The sequence below is a fragment of the Gilliamella sp. wkB292 genome, assembly GCF_001690235.1.
GTDB classification, from domain to species: domain Bacteria; phylum Pseudomonadota; class Gammaproteobacteria; order Enterobacterales; family Orbaceae; genus Gilliamella; species Gilliamella apicola_F.
In genome coordinates, this window is the sequence record NZ_LZGO01000068.1 from 13,000 (window position 1) to 31,170 (window position 18,171).

At 37.4% G+C, this 18,171-nt stretch carries 25 protein-coding genes; 22 read left to right on the top strand and 3 right to left on the bottom strand.

Features of this window, described 5'->3' with window-relative positions; genetic code table 11:
* Positions 1-27 precede the first annotated feature (27 nt).
* A complete protein-coding gene (locus A9G09_RS08610; RefSeq protein ID WP_255307719.1) occupies positions 28-579 on the bottom strand; it encodes a peptidylprolyl isomerase in 552 nt (183 codons plus the stop codon).
* Positions 580-845: 266 nt separating this feature from the next.
* Here A9G09_RS08610 and A9G09_RS08615 point away from each other — a divergent pair, with 266 nt between their 5' ends.
* The 3 genes from A9G09_RS08615 (at position 846) to robA (ending at position 3,202) form a co-directional block, all read left to right on the top strand.
* Positions 846-1,517, top strand: a complete 672-nt coding sequence (locus A9G09_RS08615; protein WP_065634441.1) for a phosphoribosyltransferase family protein — start codon at positions 846-848, stop codon at positions 1,515-1,517.
* A gap of 109 nt (positions 1,518-1,626) precedes the next feature.
* Complete coding sequence (nfuA, locus tag A9G09_RS08620; protein ID WP_065634541.1) at positions 1,627-2,202, top strand: Fe-S biogenesis protein NfuA; 576 nt, start codon at positions 1,627-1,629, stop codon at positions 2,200-2,202.
* 85 nt (positions 2,203-2,287) lie between these two features.
* The gene (robA, locus tag A9G09_RS08625; protein ID WP_065634442.1) at positions 2,288-3,202 is read left to right on the top strand and encodes an MDR efflux pump AcrAB transcriptional activator RobA; all 915 of its coding nucleotides are present in this window, start codon (positions 2,288-2,290) and stop codon (positions 3,200-3,202) included.
* 22 nt (positions 3,203-3,224) lie between these two features.
* Here robA and trpR read toward each other — a convergent pair whose 3' ends face one another.
* Together trpR and sltY are read right to left on the bottom strand one after the other, a co-directional pair.
* Positions 3,225-3,509 carry a trp operon repressor gene (gene trpR, locus A9G09_RS08630; protein ID WP_218056877.1) on the bottom strand — a complete coding sequence of 95 codons (285 nt, stop codon included), beginning with the start codon at positions 3,507-3,509 and terminating at the stop codon, positions 3,225-3,227.
* Between the two features lie 11 nt (positions 3,510-3,520).
* On the bottom strand, positions 3,521-5,461 hold the full coding sequence (gene sltY, locus A9G09_RS08635; RefSeq protein WP_065634444.1) for a murein transglycosylase: 1,941 nt from the start codon (positions 5,459-5,461) through the stop codon (positions 3,521-3,523).
* A 162-nt stretch (positions 5,462-5,623) separates the two neighbouring features.
* Between sltY and iscR the strand changes: the two genes are divergently transcribed.
* The 19 genes from iscR (at position 5,624) to rpmC (ending at position 18,170) form a co-directional block, all read left to right on the top strand.
* Positions 5,624-6,079 (top strand): Fe-S cluster assembly transcriptional regulator IscR, encoded by a 456-nt coding sequence (gene iscR, locus A9G09_RS08640; protein WP_065634445.1) that lies wholly within the window; start codon positions 5,624-5,626, stop codon positions 6,077-6,079.
* Between the two features lie 38 nt (positions 6,080-6,117).
* Positions 6,118-7,332 (top strand): IscS subfamily cysteine desulfurase, encoded by a 1,215-nt coding sequence (locus tag A9G09_RS08645; protein ID WP_065634446.1) that lies wholly within the window; start codon positions 6,118-6,120, stop codon positions 7,330-7,332.
* Between the two features lie 15 nt (positions 7,333-7,347).
* Positions 7,348-7,734 carry a Fe-S cluster assembly scaffold IscU gene (gene iscU / locus A9G09_RS08650; protein WP_065634447.1) on the top strand — a complete coding sequence of 129 codons (387 nt, stop codon included), beginning with the start codon at positions 7,348-7,350 and terminating at the stop codon, positions 7,732-7,734.
* Positions 7,734-8,057: an iron-sulfur cluster assembly protein IscA gene (gene iscA, locus A9G09_RS08655; RefSeq protein ID WP_065634448.1), complete on the top strand. Its 324-nt coding sequence runs from the start codon at positions 7,734-7,736 to the stop codon at positions 8,055-8,057. The genes iscU and iscA overlap by 1 nt, the downstream gene beginning before the upstream one ends.
* A gap of 14 nt (positions 8,058-8,071) precedes the next feature.
* Positions 8,072-8,590 (top strand): Fe-S protein assembly co-chaperone HscB, encoded by a 519-nt coding sequence (gene hscB / locus A9G09_RS08660; protein ID WP_065634449.1) that lies wholly within the window; start codon positions 8,072-8,074, stop codon positions 8,588-8,590.
* A 37-nt stretch (positions 8,591-8,627) separates the two neighbouring features.
* Complete coding sequence (hscA, locus tag A9G09_RS08665; RefSeq protein WP_065634450.1) at positions 8,628-10,487, top strand: Fe-S protein assembly chaperone HscA; 1,860 nt, start codon at positions 8,628-8,630, stop codon at positions 10,485-10,487.
* Positions 10,488-10,501: 14 nt separating this feature from the next.
* The gene (gene fdx / locus A9G09_RS08670; RefSeq protein WP_065634451.1) at positions 10,502-10,840 is read left to right on the top strand and encodes an ISC system 2Fe-2S type ferredoxin; all 339 of its coding nucleotides are present in this window, start codon (positions 10,502-10,504) and stop codon (positions 10,838-10,840) included.
* 191 nt (positions 10,841-11,031) lie between these two features.
* The gene (locus A9G09_RS08675) at positions 11,032-12,123 is read left to right on the top strand and encodes a PfkB family carbohydrate kinase (RefSeq protein WP_065634452.1); all 1,092 of its coding nucleotides are present in this window, start codon (positions 11,032-11,034) and stop codon (positions 12,121-12,123) included.
* Positions 12,120-13,055, top strand: coding sequence for a pseudouridine-5'-phosphate glycosidase (locus tag A9G09_RS08680; RefSeq protein ID WP_065634453.1), 936 nt, complete (start codon positions 12,120-12,122; stop codon positions 13,053-13,055). Before A9G09_RS08675 ends, A9G09_RS08680 begins: the two co-directional genes overlap by 4 nt.
* 373 nt (positions 13,056-13,428) lie before the next feature.
* Positions 13,429-13,740: a 30S ribosomal protein S10 gene (gene rpsJ, locus A9G09_RS08685; RefSeq protein ID WP_006120582.1), complete on the top strand. Its 312-nt coding sequence runs from the start codon at positions 13,429-13,431 to the stop codon at positions 13,738-13,740.
* Between the two features lie 31 nt (positions 13,741-13,771).
* Entirely contained in the window at positions 13,772-14,398 is a 627-nt protein-coding gene (gene rplC / locus A9G09_RS08690; protein ID WP_065634454.1) for a 50S ribosomal protein L3, read from the top strand.
* A gap of 16 nt (positions 14,399-14,414) precedes the next feature.
* Positions 14,415-15,017, top strand: a complete 603-nt coding sequence (gene rplD / locus A9G09_RS08695; RefSeq protein WP_025314384.1) for a 50S ribosomal protein L4 — start codon at positions 14,415-14,417, stop codon at positions 15,015-15,017.
* Positions 15,014-15,316 (top strand): 50S ribosomal protein L23, encoded by a 303-nt coding sequence (gene rplW, locus A9G09_RS08700; RefSeq protein ID WP_034885052.1) that lies wholly within the window; start codon positions 15,014-15,016, stop codon positions 15,314-15,316. The genes rplD and rplW overlap by 4 nt, the downstream gene beginning before the upstream one ends.
* Before the next feature lie 18 nt (positions 15,317-15,334).
* Entirely contained in the window at positions 15,335-16,159 is an 825-nt protein-coding gene (gene rplB / locus A9G09_RS08705) for a 50S ribosomal protein L2 (protein ID WP_065562943.1), read from the top strand.
* 19 nt (positions 16,160-16,178) lie between these two features.
* Positions 16,179-16,457: a 30S ribosomal protein S19 gene (gene rpsS / locus A9G09_RS08710; protein ID WP_024496505.1), complete on the top strand. Its 279-nt coding sequence runs from the start codon at positions 16,179-16,181 to the stop codon at positions 16,455-16,457.
* A gap of 13 nt (positions 16,458-16,470) precedes the next feature.
* On the top strand, positions 16,471-16,803 hold the full coding sequence (gene rplV / locus A9G09_RS08715; RefSeq protein ID WP_034884235.1) for a 50S ribosomal protein L22: 333 nt from the start codon (positions 16,471-16,473) through the stop codon (positions 16,801-16,803).
* A gap of 14 nt (positions 16,804-16,817) precedes the next feature.
* Positions 16,818-17,555: a 30S ribosomal protein S3 gene (rpsC, locus tag A9G09_RS08720; protein ID WP_065634455.1), complete on the top strand. Its 738-nt coding sequence runs from the start codon at positions 16,818-16,820 to the stop codon at positions 17,553-17,555.
* Positions 17,556-17,567: 12 nt separating this feature from the next.
* Entirely contained in the window at positions 17,568-17,978 is a 411-nt protein-coding gene (rplP, locus tag A9G09_RS08725; protein ID WP_025314389.1) for a 50S ribosomal protein L16, read from the top strand.
* On the top strand, positions 17,979-18,170 hold the full coding sequence (rpmC, locus tag A9G09_RS08730) for a 50S ribosomal protein L29 (RefSeq protein WP_065634456.1): 192 nt from the start codon (positions 17,979-17,981) through the stop codon (positions 18,168-18,170). It begins immediately after the preceding gene.
* The last annotated feature ends 1 nt before the right edge of the window (position 18,171 follow it).

The window sequence follows — 18,171 nt, forward strand, 5'->3', positions numbered from 1 at the left end:
ATATTTTAGATATCTAACGTGGATAAATTACTTGTCTTCAATCACAATTGCTTTTTTAATATAAATGGGTTCAACAGGAACATTTTGGTGAGGTCCCATACGTTTAGTTGGTACCGCGGCAATTTTATCAACCACATCCATTCCTTTAATTACTTTACCAAATACCGCATAACCATATTTTTCTGGTGATTGATAATTAAGAAAATCGTTATTTACTAGGTTAATAAAAAATTGGCTGGTTGCACTGTTGATTTCACTGGTTCTTGCCATTGCAATAGTGCCACGATCATTTTTTAGACCATTATTTGCTTCATTTTGAATTGGAGTAGTATTATCTTTGAATTTTAATTGATCATCTGCGCCCCCACCTTGGATCATAAAGCCAGGGATAACACGGTGGAAAGTTAGATTTTCATAAAATCCGCTTTTGACATAATCAATAAAATTTTTGCTAGAAATAGGCGCATGTTCGCTGTCTAATTCAATTTCGATATCACCCATACTGGTTTGTAATAGTACTTTTGTATCAGCATAAGCAAAAGTAGAGGCTATTGTTAACAATAATGAAACAAATAACATTTTGATTTTATTCATATATTAAATTCCTTATCCAATTTAGTTGGCAGATTATACCGAATATTAAACTATTTTAAATGACAAATATGTAAAATAAGATAAAAATTTGAGTTTTAGCTCACAATGATACTTTTCTATATCTCATATCTTATTTGAAGTTGTTATCTTTAATGAACTATTAGCATTACCCAAATAAGGATAATTAAATAGAAACATTTAAATGCCACATTTATTTTGTTGAATTTTATTTCGAAATAGAATGAGAACTTATGCGTTGTATTTTATGTGATATGCCATTAGCTTTAAGCCATCATGGCATTTGTTGTCAATGTGTGAACAATTTACCTAAGTTAAATAAAGTGTGTCAGCAATGCTACTTACCACACTCTTTATTTACTGAGATCTGTTACCGTTGTCGAGACAATAAACCAAAGTATGATAAGCTTATAGCAGTGAGTGATTATATTAATCCATTAAAAAAACTCATTCACCAGTTAAAGTTTTATCATAGAACTGAATTTGCTTTAGCATTAGCTAGATTGATGTTTTTAGCATGGTATCAACAACGAGAAGCACAGGGGTTAATGAAACCCGATTTAGTAACATGTGTTCCATTACATCATTTACGATATTGGTCTCGTGGTTATAATCAAGCCGAATTATTGGCCAACCCCATTGCTAAGTGGTTAGGTCGTGATTTTTATCCGCATTTATTATGTCGTAAACAGCGAGCTTTAGATCAAAAAACACTTTCATTGCAACAACGAATTGATAATGTTGATACCCTCTATTTTTGTCGCGAAGATCTCACTAATCAATCTGTTATGCTGATAGATGATATAGTCACTACCGCCAATACTATTAATGTTATTAGTCAACAATTAAAAAACTGCGGTGCAATAAGTGTTCAAGTCATTTGTTTGTGTCGCACAGTATTGTAAAATCATAAACAATCCCTATAATAACCAACAGAGTTAGTCAACTATTATAATCAGTGATGCTCATAATTATTCATTGAATAACCGGCATCAAAGTGAGGGGTTTATGTCTATTATTACCATTTCTGAAGCAGCTCAACAGCATTTTAAAAAATTGCTTGCTAATCAAGCGGATGGAACACAAATTCGGGTGTTTGTTATCAATCCTGGTACCGCAACAGCGGAATGTGGCGTGTCATATTGTCCCGCTGATACTGTTGAAGAGAGTGACATTGAAGAAAAGCAAGATGGTTTTTCAGTTTATATTGATGAGATCAGTGCTCCATTTTTGGAAGAGACAGTGATTGATTATGTAACCGACGAACTTGGCTCACAATTAACATTAAAAGCACCAAACTCAAAAATGAAAAAAGTGGCAGATGATGCACCGTTAATCGAGCGTGTTAATTATCTGATTCAAGCTCAAGTTAATCCGCAACTTGCTAGCCATGGTGGTCATGTGAGCTTGGTTGAGTTGACAGAAGATAATTATGCCATATTACAATTTGGTGGAGGTTGTAATGGTTGTTCGATGGTAGATTATACCTTAAAAGAAGGAATCGAGAAGCAGCTACTTGCCGAATTCCCAGAATTAGCGGGGGTGAAAGATATTACTGAACATCAAGCCGGAAGCCACTCTTATTGTTAAAATAATTTCTAATTTAATCTTGCTTATTGCTAAGATTAAGTCATAATCAAATGCTATTTGCCAGTTCACTTTATGATGGGGTTTTATGAATCAAGTTAGTATTATTTCAGATCTTATCGTTTGGATTGAGAAAAATCTGGAGCAGCCATTATCTATTGATAATGTATCGCAAAAATCAGGTTATTCTAAGTGGCATTTACAACGAATGTTTAAAGAAGTAACTGGTCAAGTGCTTGGTACTTATATTCGTCATCGAAGGTTAACTTATGCTGCACTTTCTTTACGAATGACCAGTAAACCTATATTAGATATTGCAATGCAATATCGGTTTGATTCCCAACAAACCTTTACCCGTTCATTTAAGAAACAATTTAATGAAACTCCGGCAAGTTATAGGCGTAGTGAGTATTGGGATCCAACAGGATTAACGCCAGCTATTGAACTCAATAAGACGCGATTGTCACTGCCTGAACCAACATTTGTCACTATGCCTAAACAGACTTTTTGGGGAATTACTTATAAAAATAACTGTAATTTAAGTAAATTATTAGATGAAGAGATTAAATTAAGAGTGCAATTTTTTCATAATTATTTAACGCGTTATGCTAATAAAAATGAAGCGTTGCCAGAAAGAATTTATGCATTTAATCGAATACTAAAAAGTAAAGATAATGCCAATGAGCAAGAACTTTTTTATACTATTGCATTAGAACACAATAATAACCTTGAACATATTGAACAATTTGTAAGTGAAGGTGGATTGTATCTTTGTTTTAAATATTTCGGACCGCCAGAAAATTTTAAAGATTTTATTTCGCAAGTCCACTTGGCTGCTATGCCAGCATTAAAAGTTCGTTTACGTTCAGGGTGTTTAATTGAAATTCATCATAATTTGCATGATGATTCGGTTAAATCAGTCAAAAATCTTCAACGTATTGAATGTGATTATTGTGTGCCTGTCATTACAGAAAATGAAATTCGCCAAAAAAATGGTGGATAAAATTGTTTCATTCCCTTTTTTACTAGTCATTTAATAAGTTTTGTTCTAACCAATATTTAAATTCAGGTGAAGCTTCTTTTAGACTATTTGAACCACGAGTGACAGTGGCAATACCAATGCCAAGCTGTTCTTTTAATTGACGCTGATTAATTGAACCATCTAACAAAGCATGGACAATTTTTACTCGGGTAATTAACGCATCTCGTTCATCGGCGGTTAATAGGAGTTTTAATATATCAAGCGAATAGCCATCATTAAATGCTTGATGTAATATTTCAACGGTTTGTTGCCATTCTTTATTTTTCATCTTGTTCGTCATTAATATTGTTGGTTAAATTCAATTGTAGTTAAAATCCCTACGTTTTCTTGCTTTAAAATGGTTTTGTAAATGTAATCATAAGTTAATACATTTTTCACGTAATTACGGGTTTCGGTAAAAGGGATACTATCAATAAATGAGACAGCATCAAGTTTGCCGCCACTTTTATTAAGCCATTTTTTTACACGATTAGGGCCGGCATTATAAGCACTAGAGGATAAAATACGATTATTATTATTTTGTAGATATACGCTATTTAGATAGTAAGTTCCAAGTTGTATATTGATTTCGGGATCAAATAATTGAGCAGGGGAGTTATAGGTTACATAACCCATTTTTTTAGCTGTATCTTTAGCTGTTGCCGGCATAAGTTGCATTAAACCACTTGCACCGACGGGAGATTGTATTGTGGTATCAAGTGCGCTTTCTTGGCGCGAGATAGCTAATGCGTAAGAAAGCGGTATAACTTTGTCTTTTAATGCATTGTTATATAAGTTTTGATACATAATTGGGAGCCTTTCTGTCCAATTATCCCATAGTTTTCCTGAGATTGTTGCTTGGATACTGAGATCGCCCCATCCTTTTTGGTAAGCGTATCTGGCTAACTGTAAATAATCATTATTAGGTTGATTCCTTAATACATATCGCCATTCACGATTTGATTCCGATATCATGCCTAAAAAACGCAATTCATTAATTCTTTTAATAAATGCTTGACTATCATATTGAGTATTTAATTTGCTACGTTCAGCTGCTGAAAGGTCTTGCGATAAATTGACAAGTATATAAGGTTGATTAAGTGTTTGTGCACTAATCATACCGTAAAAGCCTCGATTATTGCTTAATGTTTGTAAAATGGTATGGGCTTGTTCACGTTGATTATTGTTAAGTAGCACGCGTGCTTGCCAATATTGCCAATCGTCTTTCAATTGATCTTTTGGATCAAGCTGTGTTAACCAATAAGCAATATCTTTAAAATCGTTGTTATCAATCGCGACACGGATACGTTTTTCAACTAATGGCGTGTCATGTGTTTTGGCAATAAAATTATCACGCCACTCAATTTGTTGCTGCGTTGCTGAATCATTAAAGAAACGATCAGCCAAGCTTTTTTGTAGAACAATTTGCTCTTCTTCAGTTAATGCTTGTTGCTCAATAAGTTTTGGTAAAATTGCTTCGGCCAAATTCATATCAGCTTTCGCTAAACGTGCAAAGGAAGCAAGAACAATTTTTTTAGTAAATTTACTCGCTGTGATATTTTTGGAAAATTCACTTAATTTTTGTGGATTATCAAATAGAGCAAGTAAATGACTTTTTGTGGTTTGATAACTATTATCCAGTGTGTTCGCTAAATATCGTGCCAGTTTTATGTTGTTGGACTCAAGGGCGAGTTCAATGCGTAATAATATCATATTTCCGGTCTGTTTACCGGTTTGTGACCATGCATTAATTAGCGAGTCACAGGCTGAAGGCAGTTCTTTGCCTGTCATCCATAATGATTCAACTTCATTGTAAATCGACTCATTATTACTATTTTGTTGTAATTGGGCATAGAGATTTCGGCAATTTGCTGCAGGAGACCCATCTTGTGGAAAATTGACAATCGTGTCCCAATCTTGACGATTCGTCAATTCTGCCAAGTAAGCTTGTATCAATGAAGAAGTTAACGGAAAATCATTATATTGCGTGATGAAATTTCTGACTAATTCTGGTGAAACAACTTTAATATTACTTTGCAAAAATTGTACAGCAGCATAAGGATAAAGGGGATAAGTTTTTAACTCGTTTAGCAAAGCTTGTTGTTCTTCAAAACTTAATGATTGATAAGAATTGGTCCATTTTTGATAGCTAGCGCGCAAGTTAGTCTGAGCATTGCTTGCAAAAGTGCTATTGGCTATTAGTAAAGTTATCAATAAAAAAGAACGCAATACTAAACTCATCCTTTAACTCCGGTAGCAAATTAGCTTATTAGATTAGCATATTTTAGCGTTATTCGTCGATAAGCAACGTATATTTAATTCCTAGTAAAATAGTCAACTAAATACTTGACTAAACTAAAAGGATATATACAATACATCCAAAATATAAAGAGGAGATGATCAATGAAATTGACTTCAAAGGGGCGATATGCGGTAACAGCAATGTTGGATGTAGCACTACATTCAAGCTCTGGTCCGGTTTCACTTGCTGATATTTCAGAACGTCAGGAAATCTCATTATCTTATCTTGAACAATTGTTTGCGCGTTTACGTAAAAATGGCTTAGTACTAAGTGTTAGAGGACCAGGTGGTGGTTACGTGCTAAGTCGAAGTATGGATCAAATTGCAATTAGTTCGATTGTTAAAGCTGTAGATGAAACAGTTCACGCCACAAAATGCCACGGCCAAAATGGCTGCCAAGGTGGTGTTAGATGTTTAACTCATAGTTTATGGAATGATTTAAGTGAACGCATTGATGACTTTTTAACAAGCATTACACTAAGTGAATTAGTGAATAATAAGGAAGTTAAAGCGGTAGCAGACCGTCAAAGTCACATACAGCAAGTTAGGATTAACTAATAAATATATAATACAGAATTTGTAATTGGGAGTAATAAATGAAACTACCTATTTATATGGATTATGCAGCGACAACGCCGGTTGATCCTAGAGTAGCTGAAAAAATGATGCAATATCTAACACTCGACGGTATATTTGGTAATCCGGCATCTCGATCTCATAAATTTGGATGGCAGGCCGAAGAAGCGGTAGATATTGCTAGAAACCAGATTGCTGATCTAATTGGTGCAGATTCACGAGAAATTGTGTTTACCTCTGGCGCTACAGAAGCCGATAATTTAGCTATTAAAGGGGCTGCCCATTTTAATCAAGCCAAAGGTAAACATATCATTACCTGTAAAACTGAACATAAAGCCGTACTTGATACCTGCCGTCAACTTGAACGAGAAGGCTATGAAGTAACTTATTTGGCCCCTGAATCTAATGGAATATTGGATTTAGATAAGCTTGCAGCTGCAATGCGTAGTGATACTACTGTTGTATCAATTATGCACGTTAATAATGAAACAGGCGTGGTTCAAGATATCGAAAAAATCGGTGAAATGTGCCGTGAAAGAGGCATTGTATTTCATGTTGATGCAACGCAAAGTGTCGGTAAATTACCGATTGATTTAACAAAGTTAAAAGTGGATCTTATGTCATTTTCTGGACATAAAATTTATGGTCCTAAAGGCATTGGTGGGCTTTATGTAAGACGTAAACCTCGTGTTCGTATCGAAGCACAAATGCATGGTGGTGGTCATGAACGTGGTATGCGCTCAGGCACGTTACCTGTGCATCAAATTGTTGGGATGGGCGAAGCCTATCGCATAGCCAAAGAAGAAATGGCTACTGAAATGCCGCGACTATTAGCACTTAAAAACCGCCTATGGAATGGTTTAAAAGATATTGAAGAGGTTTACTTAAATGGTTCGTTAGAGCACAGTGCACCCAATATCTTAAATGTTAGCTTTGCTTATATTGAAGGCGAATCATTGATGATGGCTTTAAAAGATTTAGCTGTTTCATCTGGCTCTGCTTGTACTTCAGCTAGTTTAGAACCTTCATATGTTTTGCGTGCATTAGGATTAAATGATGAACTGGCTCATAGTTCAATCCGTTTTTCATTAGGCCGTTTTAGCACTGAAGAAGAAGTGGATTATGTAATTAAACTAATCAAAAATTCTATTGGCAAATTGAGAGATTTATCGCCACTTTGGGAAATGTTTAAAGATGGCGTTGATCTAACAAAAATTAAGTGGTCAGCCCATTAAAATTAGGAGCAAATTATGGCATATAGTGAAAAAGTCGTTGATCATTATGAAAACCCACGCAATGTTGGCTCTTTCGATCAAAATGATCCTAATGTTGGTAGCGGTATGGTTGGTGCGCCAGCGTGTGGCGATGTAATGCGATTACAAATCAAAGTGAATGATGCTGGTATTATTGAAGATGCTAAATTCAAAACTTATGGTTGTGGTAGTGCAATAGCATCCAGCTCTTTAGTCACCGAATGGATTAAAGGTAAATCGTTAGATGAAGCGCAGGCGATTAAAAATACTGATATCGCAAAAGAGCTTGCATTGCCACCTGTTAAAATTCACTGTTCAATTTTAGCCGAAGATGCAATTAAAGCCGCAATTGATGACTATAAAACTAAGAAAGGGCAAGGTTAATGGCAATCACATTAACAACAAGTGCAGCAAATCGAGTTCAATCCTTTTTGGCTAATCGCGGAAAAGGTGTTGGGCTTAGGTTAGGTGTAAAAACATCCGGTTGTTCAGGTATGGCTTATGTCTTGGAATTTGCTGATGTGATTAATGACGATGATAGCGTTTTTGAAGATAAAAATGTCAAAGTGATCGTAGATAAAAAAAGTTTAGTTTATATTGATGGGACAGAGCTTGATTTTGTCAAAGAGGGTCTAAACGAAGGCTTTAAATTCAATAATCCTAATTCTAAGAATGAATGCGGTTGTGGCGAAAGCTTTAATGTCTAGTTGGAGCTATCATTATGGATAATTACTTTGAGTTATTTCAGTTACCTGTACAGTTGCCGGTTGATTCAAAACAGTTAGCGCTTCATTATCAACAGTTGCAAAGACAATATCACCCAGATAATTTTGCGACCGCAAATGACAGTGAAAAATCGGCTGTTGTACAAAAATCGGCTAAAATTAATGATGGTTATCAAATATTAAAAAATCCGATCAAAGCGGCTGAATATTTTTTATCGTTACAAGGTTTTGATATTGCAGCAGAACAGAGCATTATTCATGATGCCGATTTTTTAATGGAACAATTTTCTTTGCGTGAAAGGCTTGATGACATTGAAAATCAAGCTAATTTTACCTTGTTAGATGATTTTCATGCAGAAATTATTGAACGTGAAAAAACAGTTTATAATCAATTATTAGCGCTCATTTCTAAACAAGATTGGCAAACTGCAGTTAATCAACTCTATAAAATCCGTTATCTCACTAGATTGATTGAACAAATCGAGAAGTTACAAGAAAAGCAATTTGCTTTATAATTTTAAGATTAGTCGCACGTCAACAGAGATAGATTAAATGGTATTATTACAGATCAGCGAACCAGGACAAACACCAGAACCCCATCAACGTCGTGTGGCGGTAGGCATTGATCTTGGTACTACAAATTCACTCGTCGCAACAGTTCGTAGTGGACAATCCGAAGTATTACCTGATTTAGACGGTAATGCTTTATTGCCATCAGTTGTTCATTATGGCATCGATCATGATGATAATCCAATTATTACCGTTGGAAAGAATGCTAAAGATAATGCTGCCAGTGATCCCAAAAATACAGTAAGTTCTGTTAAAAGATTAATGGGCAGAAGTTTATCCGATATTCAATTTTCTCATTTTCCCTACGCATTTTCACAAACTGAAAATGGCGTACCTTTATTAAATCTACCCAATGGCCAAGTTAATCCGATTCAAGTTTCAGCCGAAATTTTAATTGCTTTAGCCAATAGAGCAAAACAGACATTACAAAGTGAAATTGATGGCGCTGTGATTACCGTTCCGGCCTATTTTGATGATGCTCAGCGGCAAGCAACCAAAGATGCTGCAAAGTTAGCTGGATTGCATGTACTTCGTCTTTTGAATGAACCAACCGCCGCCGCGATTGCTTATGGTTTAGATTCAGGTAAAGAAGGTGTGATTGCGGTTTATGATTTAGGTGGTGGTACGTTTGATATTTCTATCTTGCGCTTACATAAAGGGGTGTTTGAAGTATTAGCAACGGGCGGTGATTCCGCACTTGGTGGTGATGATTTTGACCGATTACTTGCAGATTATTTAAAAAAACAAGTCGGTCTAGAAAATAACACTGATCCCCATATCAACCAAAAAATTATCGATGAAGCGGTTAAAATCAAAATTGCACTGAGCCAGCAAGATTCAGTTTTAGCTAATATAGAAGGTCAATCTTTAACTATAACGCGTGAGCAATTTGAAACGTTAATTGAACCGTTAGTCAAACGCACATTGGCGGTTTGTCGCCGTGCACTAAAAGATGCTCAGACTGATGTAAGTGATATCGTTGACGTTGTGATGGTCGGTGGTTCTACTCGCGTACCGTTAGTTCGTGAACTTGTCGGCGATTATTTTAAAACTGAACCACTAACTTCGATTGACCCAGATAAAGTTGTTGCTATTGGTGCAGCAATACAGGCGGATATACTCGTTGGCAATAAGTCAGATTCCGACATGTTATTGCTTGATGTTATTCCCTTGTCTTTAGGGATAGAAACAATGGGTGAATTGGTTGAAAAAATTATTCCACGTAATAGCACCATTCCTTGTGCGAGGGCGCAAGAATTCACAACCTTTAAAGACGGACAAACGGCGATGATGATTCATGTTTTACAAGGTGAACGTGAAACTGTTGCTGATTGCCGATCACTTGCAAGATTTACGTTAAGGGGTATTCCTCCTATGCCAGCAGGTGGAGCGCATATTCGAGTTACCTTTCAAGTCGATGCAGATGGTTTATTAAGTGTTACTGCAAAAGAGAAATCAACAGGTGTTGAAGCGGCGATTCAAGTTAAGCCATCTTATGGTCTAACAGATAAAGAAATCGCGTCCATGATTCAAGATTCTATTAGCTATGCACAGCAAGATAAACAAGCAAGGATGCTCGCTGAACAAAAAGTTGAAGCCGCAAGAGTACTTGAGAGTTTGCAAAGTGCATTAGATAAGGATGCCGATTTATTAAGTGAAAATGAACTGGACCAGATTTTAGCAGCTAAGCATCAATTACAAGCAGTAACTGAATTAGATGACAGTTATGCGATTGAAAAACAAATAAAAGTTGTTGATAAAGTAACACAGGAGTTTGCTGCTAAGCGAATGGATAGATCAATTCGTCATGCTTTAACTGGTCATAAAGTTGATGATATTTAACTAACGAGATTATTATGCCAAAAATTACTTTTTTACCTAATGCCGATCTTTGTCCTGATGGATTAACTGTCGAAGCAGAAGAAGGCGAATCTATTCTAGAAGTTGCTTTACGTAATGATATAGAAATTGAGCATGCTTGTGAGATGTCTTGTGCTTGTTCGACTTGTCACTGTATTGTTCGAAAAGGATTTGATTCACTCGAAGAAAGCGATGAACAAGAAGACGATATGTTAGACAAAGCTTGGGGTGTTGAACCGCATAGTCGCTTAAGTTGCCAAGCTCGAGTGACCGATGAAGATCTTGAGGTTGAAATCCCAAGATATAGTCTTAACCACGCTAAAGAAGATCATTAATCAGTCGCCTTTATGGCGACGCCTATTTACTTATTTTTTGAGATTTTAATTTTTTCTATTTCCCTTTGATTTTGATATCTTTGTGATTATTGTCACATTTTTCTTATCAATAATAATACTTTACTATTAACTTGATTATCGTTTTGATATAGTTGATTTATAGACATGTGCTGAAAAACAAACAGGTGTTTATGAATCATAGAGAAAAGCAAATCTTAACAATTATCCGTAATAATCCGCTTATCCAACAACATACAATAGCTGACATGTTAGGTATCACTCGTTCGAGTGTTGCAGGTTATATTATGACGCTGACTCAAAAAGGCTATATAAAAGGAAAAGGTTATATTCTATCGGAAAATAATCATATTGTGGTGGTTGGTTCGAGCAATATGGATGTGACTGGATATTCAGACAAGAAATTAGTTTATGGTGATTCAAATCCAGGCAAAATTGCTTGTACACCTGGTGGTGTCGGTCGTAATATTGCTGAAAATTTAGCATTATTGGGACAAGATACTCATCTGGTCTCAATGATCGGTGATGATTTTTATGGTATGCAATTGATTGAGCACACGCGAAAAGCTGGCGTTAATATGGATCATTGCCACGTTGTAAAAGGTGATAGTACTTCAACTTATCTTTCCTTATTAGATGAAGCAGGTGAAATGATTCTAGCTATCAACGACATGGACATTATTGATAAGTTAACGCCAAGTTTATTAAATGAGTCAAAACAATTGATTCAACATGCAAAATTATTAATTATTGACTGTAATTTACAATCAGAGGCTTTGGCTTGGTTATTCAGTAACGCAGGTTCAGTTCCTATCTTTGTTGATACCGTTTCGGCTTTTAAATCGCATAAAATAAAAGATTGGTTATCACATATTCATACTTTAAAACCTAACCGCCTTGAAGCTGAAATGTTAAGTGGCATAAAAATTAATAGCGATAAAGACATACCAGCTGTTATTGATTGGTTCCATAAACAAGGCGTGCAGCGTATAGCGATCAGTACGGGTGCTGAAGGTGTTTATTACAGCGAAATCAATGGTGAGCAGGGTTGGTCTGCCTCTATTCCTACAACAATTATTAGCGTTACAGGTGCAGGTGATGCGATGATTGCTGGTCTTGCTCATGGCTATTTGGATAATATGAGTTTTTATCAAAGTGTGAGATTTGCTCAAGCGTGCTCATCTTTAACGTTATCATCTGAATTTACCAATAATCCAAATCTATCTATTAATTGTGTTAAAAATATATTGGAGTCTGTTTCATGAATAATGTATCTACCTATAATCAATATCTCGATATTTCGCCAGAAGTTAAACAAGCGCTTGAAAATAATCAACCCGTTGTTGCTTTAGAATCGACCATTATTTCACATGGTATGCCTTATCCGCAAAATGTGGAAACCGCATTAAAAGTGGAAGAAATTGTCAGAAAAAATGGTGCAATTCCTGCAACAATTGCGGTAATTAACGGTCGTTTAAAAGCTGGGTTATCCAAAGAAGAGATCACCATTCTTGGTAAAGAAGGGTTAAATGTAACAAAAGTGAGTCGTCGTGATTTACCGGTTGTTGTTGCCAATAAACAAAATGGTGCGACAACCGTTGCGGCCACAATGATTATTGCTGAATTAGCGGGTATTCGAGTTTTTGCAACCGGCGGGCTTGGTGGCGTTCATCGCGGTGCTGAGCATACCTTTGATATTTCAGCCGATCTTCAAGAACTCGCTAATACCAGTGTCGCTGTAGTTTGTGCTGGTGCTAAATCAATTTTAGATTTAGGTCTAACAATGGAATACCTTGAAACATATGGGGTACCTGTGGTTGGTTATCAAACAGAAAAACTGCCGTCGTTCTTTAGCCGAACTAGTCCGTTTGATGTTAGCGTAAAACTAGATAGCGCTAAACAAATTGCCGACATGATTAAAGTTAAATGGGATTTAGGTTTAAAGGGTGGCGTTGTGGTTGCAAATCCTATTCCTGAACAATATGCAATGGATGAGCAAATTATTTCCGTTGCGATTGAAAAAGCGTTACAAGAATCGGTTGAGAAAGGGATTAAAGGTAAAGAAACTACGCCATTCTTGTTAGCCAAAGTGGTAGAAATAACAGGCGGTGATAGTTTAGAAGCCAATATCAATCTCGTCTTTAATAATGCTAAATTAGCATCAGAAATAGCAGTAAATTATTGCCATATTAAATAATTACTATTAAATTTTTAGTCTAAGGGAAGGATTGCTATATTTATTTAATGCACTTCCTTTAGGTATTATCGCTTTAGTACCTGTAGCGCTAAAAATATTTGTTTGATTTGTTAAAGTCATTATCCTCACTCTTTATTAATTACTCCTTGCATTAGTTAATTATTTACGTATAATTGACGCACTTTGTTTGTTGAATTTTTGATAAGCAAATGCGTATGAAGATATAATCCTTATTTAATAATATTGAATTATATCAACAATACTCCCGATTTGGGGGTTACGAAAAAGAACGGATTACACTCTCCTGTCAATCGAAACAGGGTAAGAGGAGTAGTCTTTTGTTATAACTTTTAAATAGTGGAGCTCTGGTCTCATGTCGAACCAAAGAATCCGTATCCGGTTAAAAGCGTTTGATCATCGTTTGATAGATCAATCAACTGCTGAAATTGTAGAAACTGCGAAGCGCACAGGCGCACAAGTTCGTGGTCCTATTCCATTACCGACACGCAAAGAGCGTTTTACCGTATTGATTTCTCCGCACGTTAATAAAGACGCGCGTGATCAATATGAGATTCGCACTCACAAACGTCTAGTTGATATTGTTGAGCCAACTGAAAAAACAGTTGATGCTTTAATGCGTCTAGATCTTGCTGCCGGTGTTGATGTGCAGATCAGTTTAGGTTAATCCTAGGCTGAATGATTGAGAGGTCGAAACAATGATTGGTTTAATCGGTCGTAAAGTAGGAATGACACGAATCTTCACCGAAGAGGGTGTTTCTATTCCTGTCACCGTAGTTGAAGTTCAAAGTAACCGCATTACTCAAGTAAAAACGCTTGAAAATGATGGTTATCAAGCTATTCAGGTTACTACTGGCAGCAAAAAAGCAAGCCGTGTAAACAAACCTGAAGCAGGTCATTTCGCTAAGGCTGGCGTTGAAGCTGGTCGTGGTCTATGGGAATTCCGTTTTGAAGAAGGAGAATTTGCTGTAGGTCAAAGTATTAACGTTGATATTTTCACAGACGTTAAAAAAGTTGATGTTACTGGTACATCTAAAGGTAAAGGTTTTGCTGGCGTAACTAAACGTTGGAATTTCCGTACTCAAGATGCAACCCATGGTAACTCTTTGGCACACCGTGGTCATGGCTCAATTGGTCAAAACCAAACTCCAGGTAAAGTGTTCAAAGGTCGTAAAATGGCAGGTCACCTAGGTAATGAACGTGTAACTGTTCAAAACTTAGATATTGTACGTGTTGATGCAGAGCGTAACCTTTTATTAATTAAAGGTGCGGTTCCTGGCGCAATCAATAGTGACGTAATTGTTAAACCAGCAATCAAGGCTTAACGTCGAGGAGATAGAGATGGAATTAGTAGTAAAAGACGCGCAAGCGCTTTCTGTTTCCGAAACTACCTTCGGACGTGAGTTTAATGAAGCGTTAGTTCATCAAGTAGTTGTTGCTTATGCATCTGCTGCTCGTCAAGGCTCTCGCGCACAAAAAACTCGTGCAGAAATCGCTGGTTCAGGCAAAAAACCATGGCGTCAAAAAGGCACAGGTCGTGCTCGTTCAGGTTCTATTAAGAGCCCAATCTGGCGTAGTGGTGGTGTAACATTTGCAGCAAAACCACAAGATCATAGCCAAAAAGTTAACCGTAAAATGTATCGTGGTGCATTAAAGAGTATTTTCTCTGAATTAGTGCGTCAAGAACGTTTAGTTGTGGTTGAAACATTTACTGTTGAAGCACCTAAGACTAAATTATTAACTCAGAAATTAAATGATATGAATCTTAATGATGTTCTAATCATTACCTCTGACGTTGATGAAAATCTTTTCTTAGCAGCACGTAACTTGCATAAAGTTGATGTGCGTGATGTGGCAGGTATTGATCCAGTTAGTTTGATTGCATTTGACAAAGTGGTTATCACTGTTGATGCCGTTAAACAAGTAGAGGAGATGTTAGCATGATTCGTGAAGAGCGTCTGCTTAAAGTCCTGCGAGCACCACATGTTTCTGAAAAAGCATCTATTTCAATGGAAAAAACAAATACATTAGTATTGAAAGTTGCTAAAGATGCTACTAAGAGAGAGATTAAAGCCGCAGTTGAACAACTATTTGAAGTTAAAGTAGATGACGTAAATACGCTTGTTGTTAAAGGCAAAGTAAAACGTCGTGGTCAACAAATCGGTCGCCGTAGCGACTGGAAAAAAGCTTACGTTACTTTAGCAGAAGGTCAAAACTTAGACCTTGCTGGCGTCGCTGAGTAATTCGGAGGAGTAAGAACAATGGCAGTTGTTAAGTGTAAACCTACATCTCCGGGTCGTCGCCACGTTGTTAAAGTGGTTAACCCAGAGTTGCATAAAGGTAAGCCTTATGCACCGTTGCTTGATTCAAAAAGCAAAACTGGTGGTCGCAATAATAATGGTCGTATCACTACCCGTCATATCGGTGGTGGTCATAAACAACATTATCGTATTGTCGACTTTAAGCGTAATAAAGATGGTATTCCAGCAGTTGTTGAACGTTTGGAATATGATCCGAACCGTAGTGCAAATATTGCATTGGTTCTATATAAAGACGGTGAACGTCGTTATATTTTAGCGCCTAAAGGCTTAAAAGCAGGTGATCAGATCCAATCTGGTGTTGATGCATCAATTAAAACAGGTAACTGTTTACCAATGCGCAATATTCCAGTCGGTTCTACCGTGCATAATATTGAAATGAAACCAGGCAAAGGCGGACAACTTGCTCGCTCTGCTGGTAGTTATGTTCAAATCGTTGCGCGTGATGGTGCTTATGTAACATTACGTCTACGTTCAGGTGAAATGCGTAAAGTATTATCTGATTGCCGCGCCACTATTGGTGAAGTGGGTAACTCAGAACATATGCTTCGCGTACTAGGTAAAGCGGGTGCTTCGCGTTGGCGTGGTGTTCGTCCTACTGTTCGTGGTACAGCAATGAACCCGGTAGACCATCCACATGGTGGTGGTGAAGGTCGTAACTTTGGTAAACATCCTGTGTCTCCATGGGGTCAAAAAGCCAAAGGATTGAAAACGCGTAGCAACAAACGTACTGATAAGTATATTGTTCGCCGTCGCAATAAGAAATAATTAATATAGAGGATTAGCTATGCCACGTTCTCTCAAGAAGGGTCCTTTTATTGACCTACACTTGCTGAAGAAGGTAGAGAAAGCGGTGGAAAGCGGGGACAAGAAACCAATTCGTACTTGGTCCCGTCGTTCAACGATCTTTCCTAACATGATCGGTTTGACCATCGCTGTCCATAATGGTCGTCAGCACGTTCCAGTTTATGTTTCCGACGAAATGGTTGGTCATAAATTGGGTGAATTCGCGCCGACTCGTACTTATCGCGGCCACGCGGCTGATAAGAAAGCTAAGAAGAAATAAGTAGGAGAAAGAGATGGAAACAATTGCAAAGTACCGCCACGCTCGTTCTTCTGCACAAAAAGTTCGCTTAGTTGCAGATCTTGTTCGCGGTAAGAAAGTGTCTCAGGCACTGGATATTTTAACGTACACCAATAAAAAAGCGGCTGTACTGGTTAAAAAAGTATTAGAGTCTGCTATTGCTAATGCAGAGCATAACGATGGTGCTGATATTGATGATCTGAAAGTTGCGAAAATTTTCGTAGACGAAGGCCCAACCATGAAGCGTATTATGCCTCGTGCAAAAGGTCGTGCAGATCGAATTTTGAAGCGTACGAGTCACATCACCGTGATCGTCTCTGATCGCTAGGCTGGAGAATAGCAATGGGTCAAAAAGTAAATCCAAATGGTATCCGACTAGGCATCGTCAAGCCTTGGACATCTACATGGTATTCGGGTACAAAGACATTCGCTGATAATTTAGAAAGTGATTTTAGAGTGCGTGAATTCTTAAATAAAGAATTAGCACAAGCATCAATCTCTAAGATTGTAATCGACCGTTCAGCAGAAACTAACGTTCGCATTACTATTCACACTGCTCGTCCGGGTATTGTGATTGGTAAAAAAGGCGAGGACGTTGAAAAATTACGTAATGCCGTAGCTTCTATTGTCAATAAATATAAAGACAAGAAAGAGAAACGTGATGTTGCAGTACAAATTAATATAGCTGAAGTTCGTAAACCTGAACTTGACGCTAAATTAGTTGCTGACAGTATTACTTCTCAGTTAGAACGCCGTGTTATGTTCCGTCGTGCAATGAAACGTGCGGTACAAAACGCAATGAAAGCGGGTGCTAAGGGTATCAAAGTTGAAGTAAGTGGTCGTTTAGGCGGCGCTGAAATCGCACGTAGTGAATGGTATCGTGAAGGTCGTGTGCCTCTACATACTCTTCGTGCTGATATCGATTATGGTACATCTGAAGCATTAACTACCTATGGTATTATTGGTGTTAAAGTGTGGATCTTCAAAGGTGAGATCCTTGGTGGTATGGCTGCCGTTGAACAAGCAGAAAAACAACCTGCTGCTCAACCGAAAAAGCAGCGCAAAGGCCGAAAACAATAAGGAGCGTCGCTGATGTTACAACCAAAGCGTACAAAATTCCGTAAAGTGCACAAGGGCCGCAATCGTGGTCTTGCTGTAAGTACTGACGTTAGTTTCGGTACATTCGGTCTTAAGGCTGTGGGTCGTGGTCGTTTGACTGCGCGCCAGATCGAAGCAGCACGTCGTGCTATGACTCGTGCAGTTAAGCGTCAAGGTAAAATCTGGATTCGAGTTTTCCCTGATAAACCAATTACTGAAAAACCACTTGAAGTGCGTATGGGTAAAGGTAAGGGTAACGTTGAATACTGGGTTGCACAGATTCAACCAGGTAAAGTCCTTTATGAAATGGACGGAGTACCGGAAGAAGTTGCTCGTGAAGCATTTGCGTTGGCAGCTGCAAAACTGCCAATTAAAACCACCTTTGTGATTAAGACGGTGATGTAAATGAAAGCAAAAGAGCTACGCGAAAAAAGCGTTGAAGAGTTAAATACTGAACTTCTTAATTTATTACGTGAGCAATTTAACTTACGTATGCAATTAGCTGGGGGTCAGTTAACACAAACTCATGTGTTAAAACAAGTGCGTCGTAATATTGCACGAGTTAAAACATTATTAACTGAGAAGGCGGGTGCGTAAT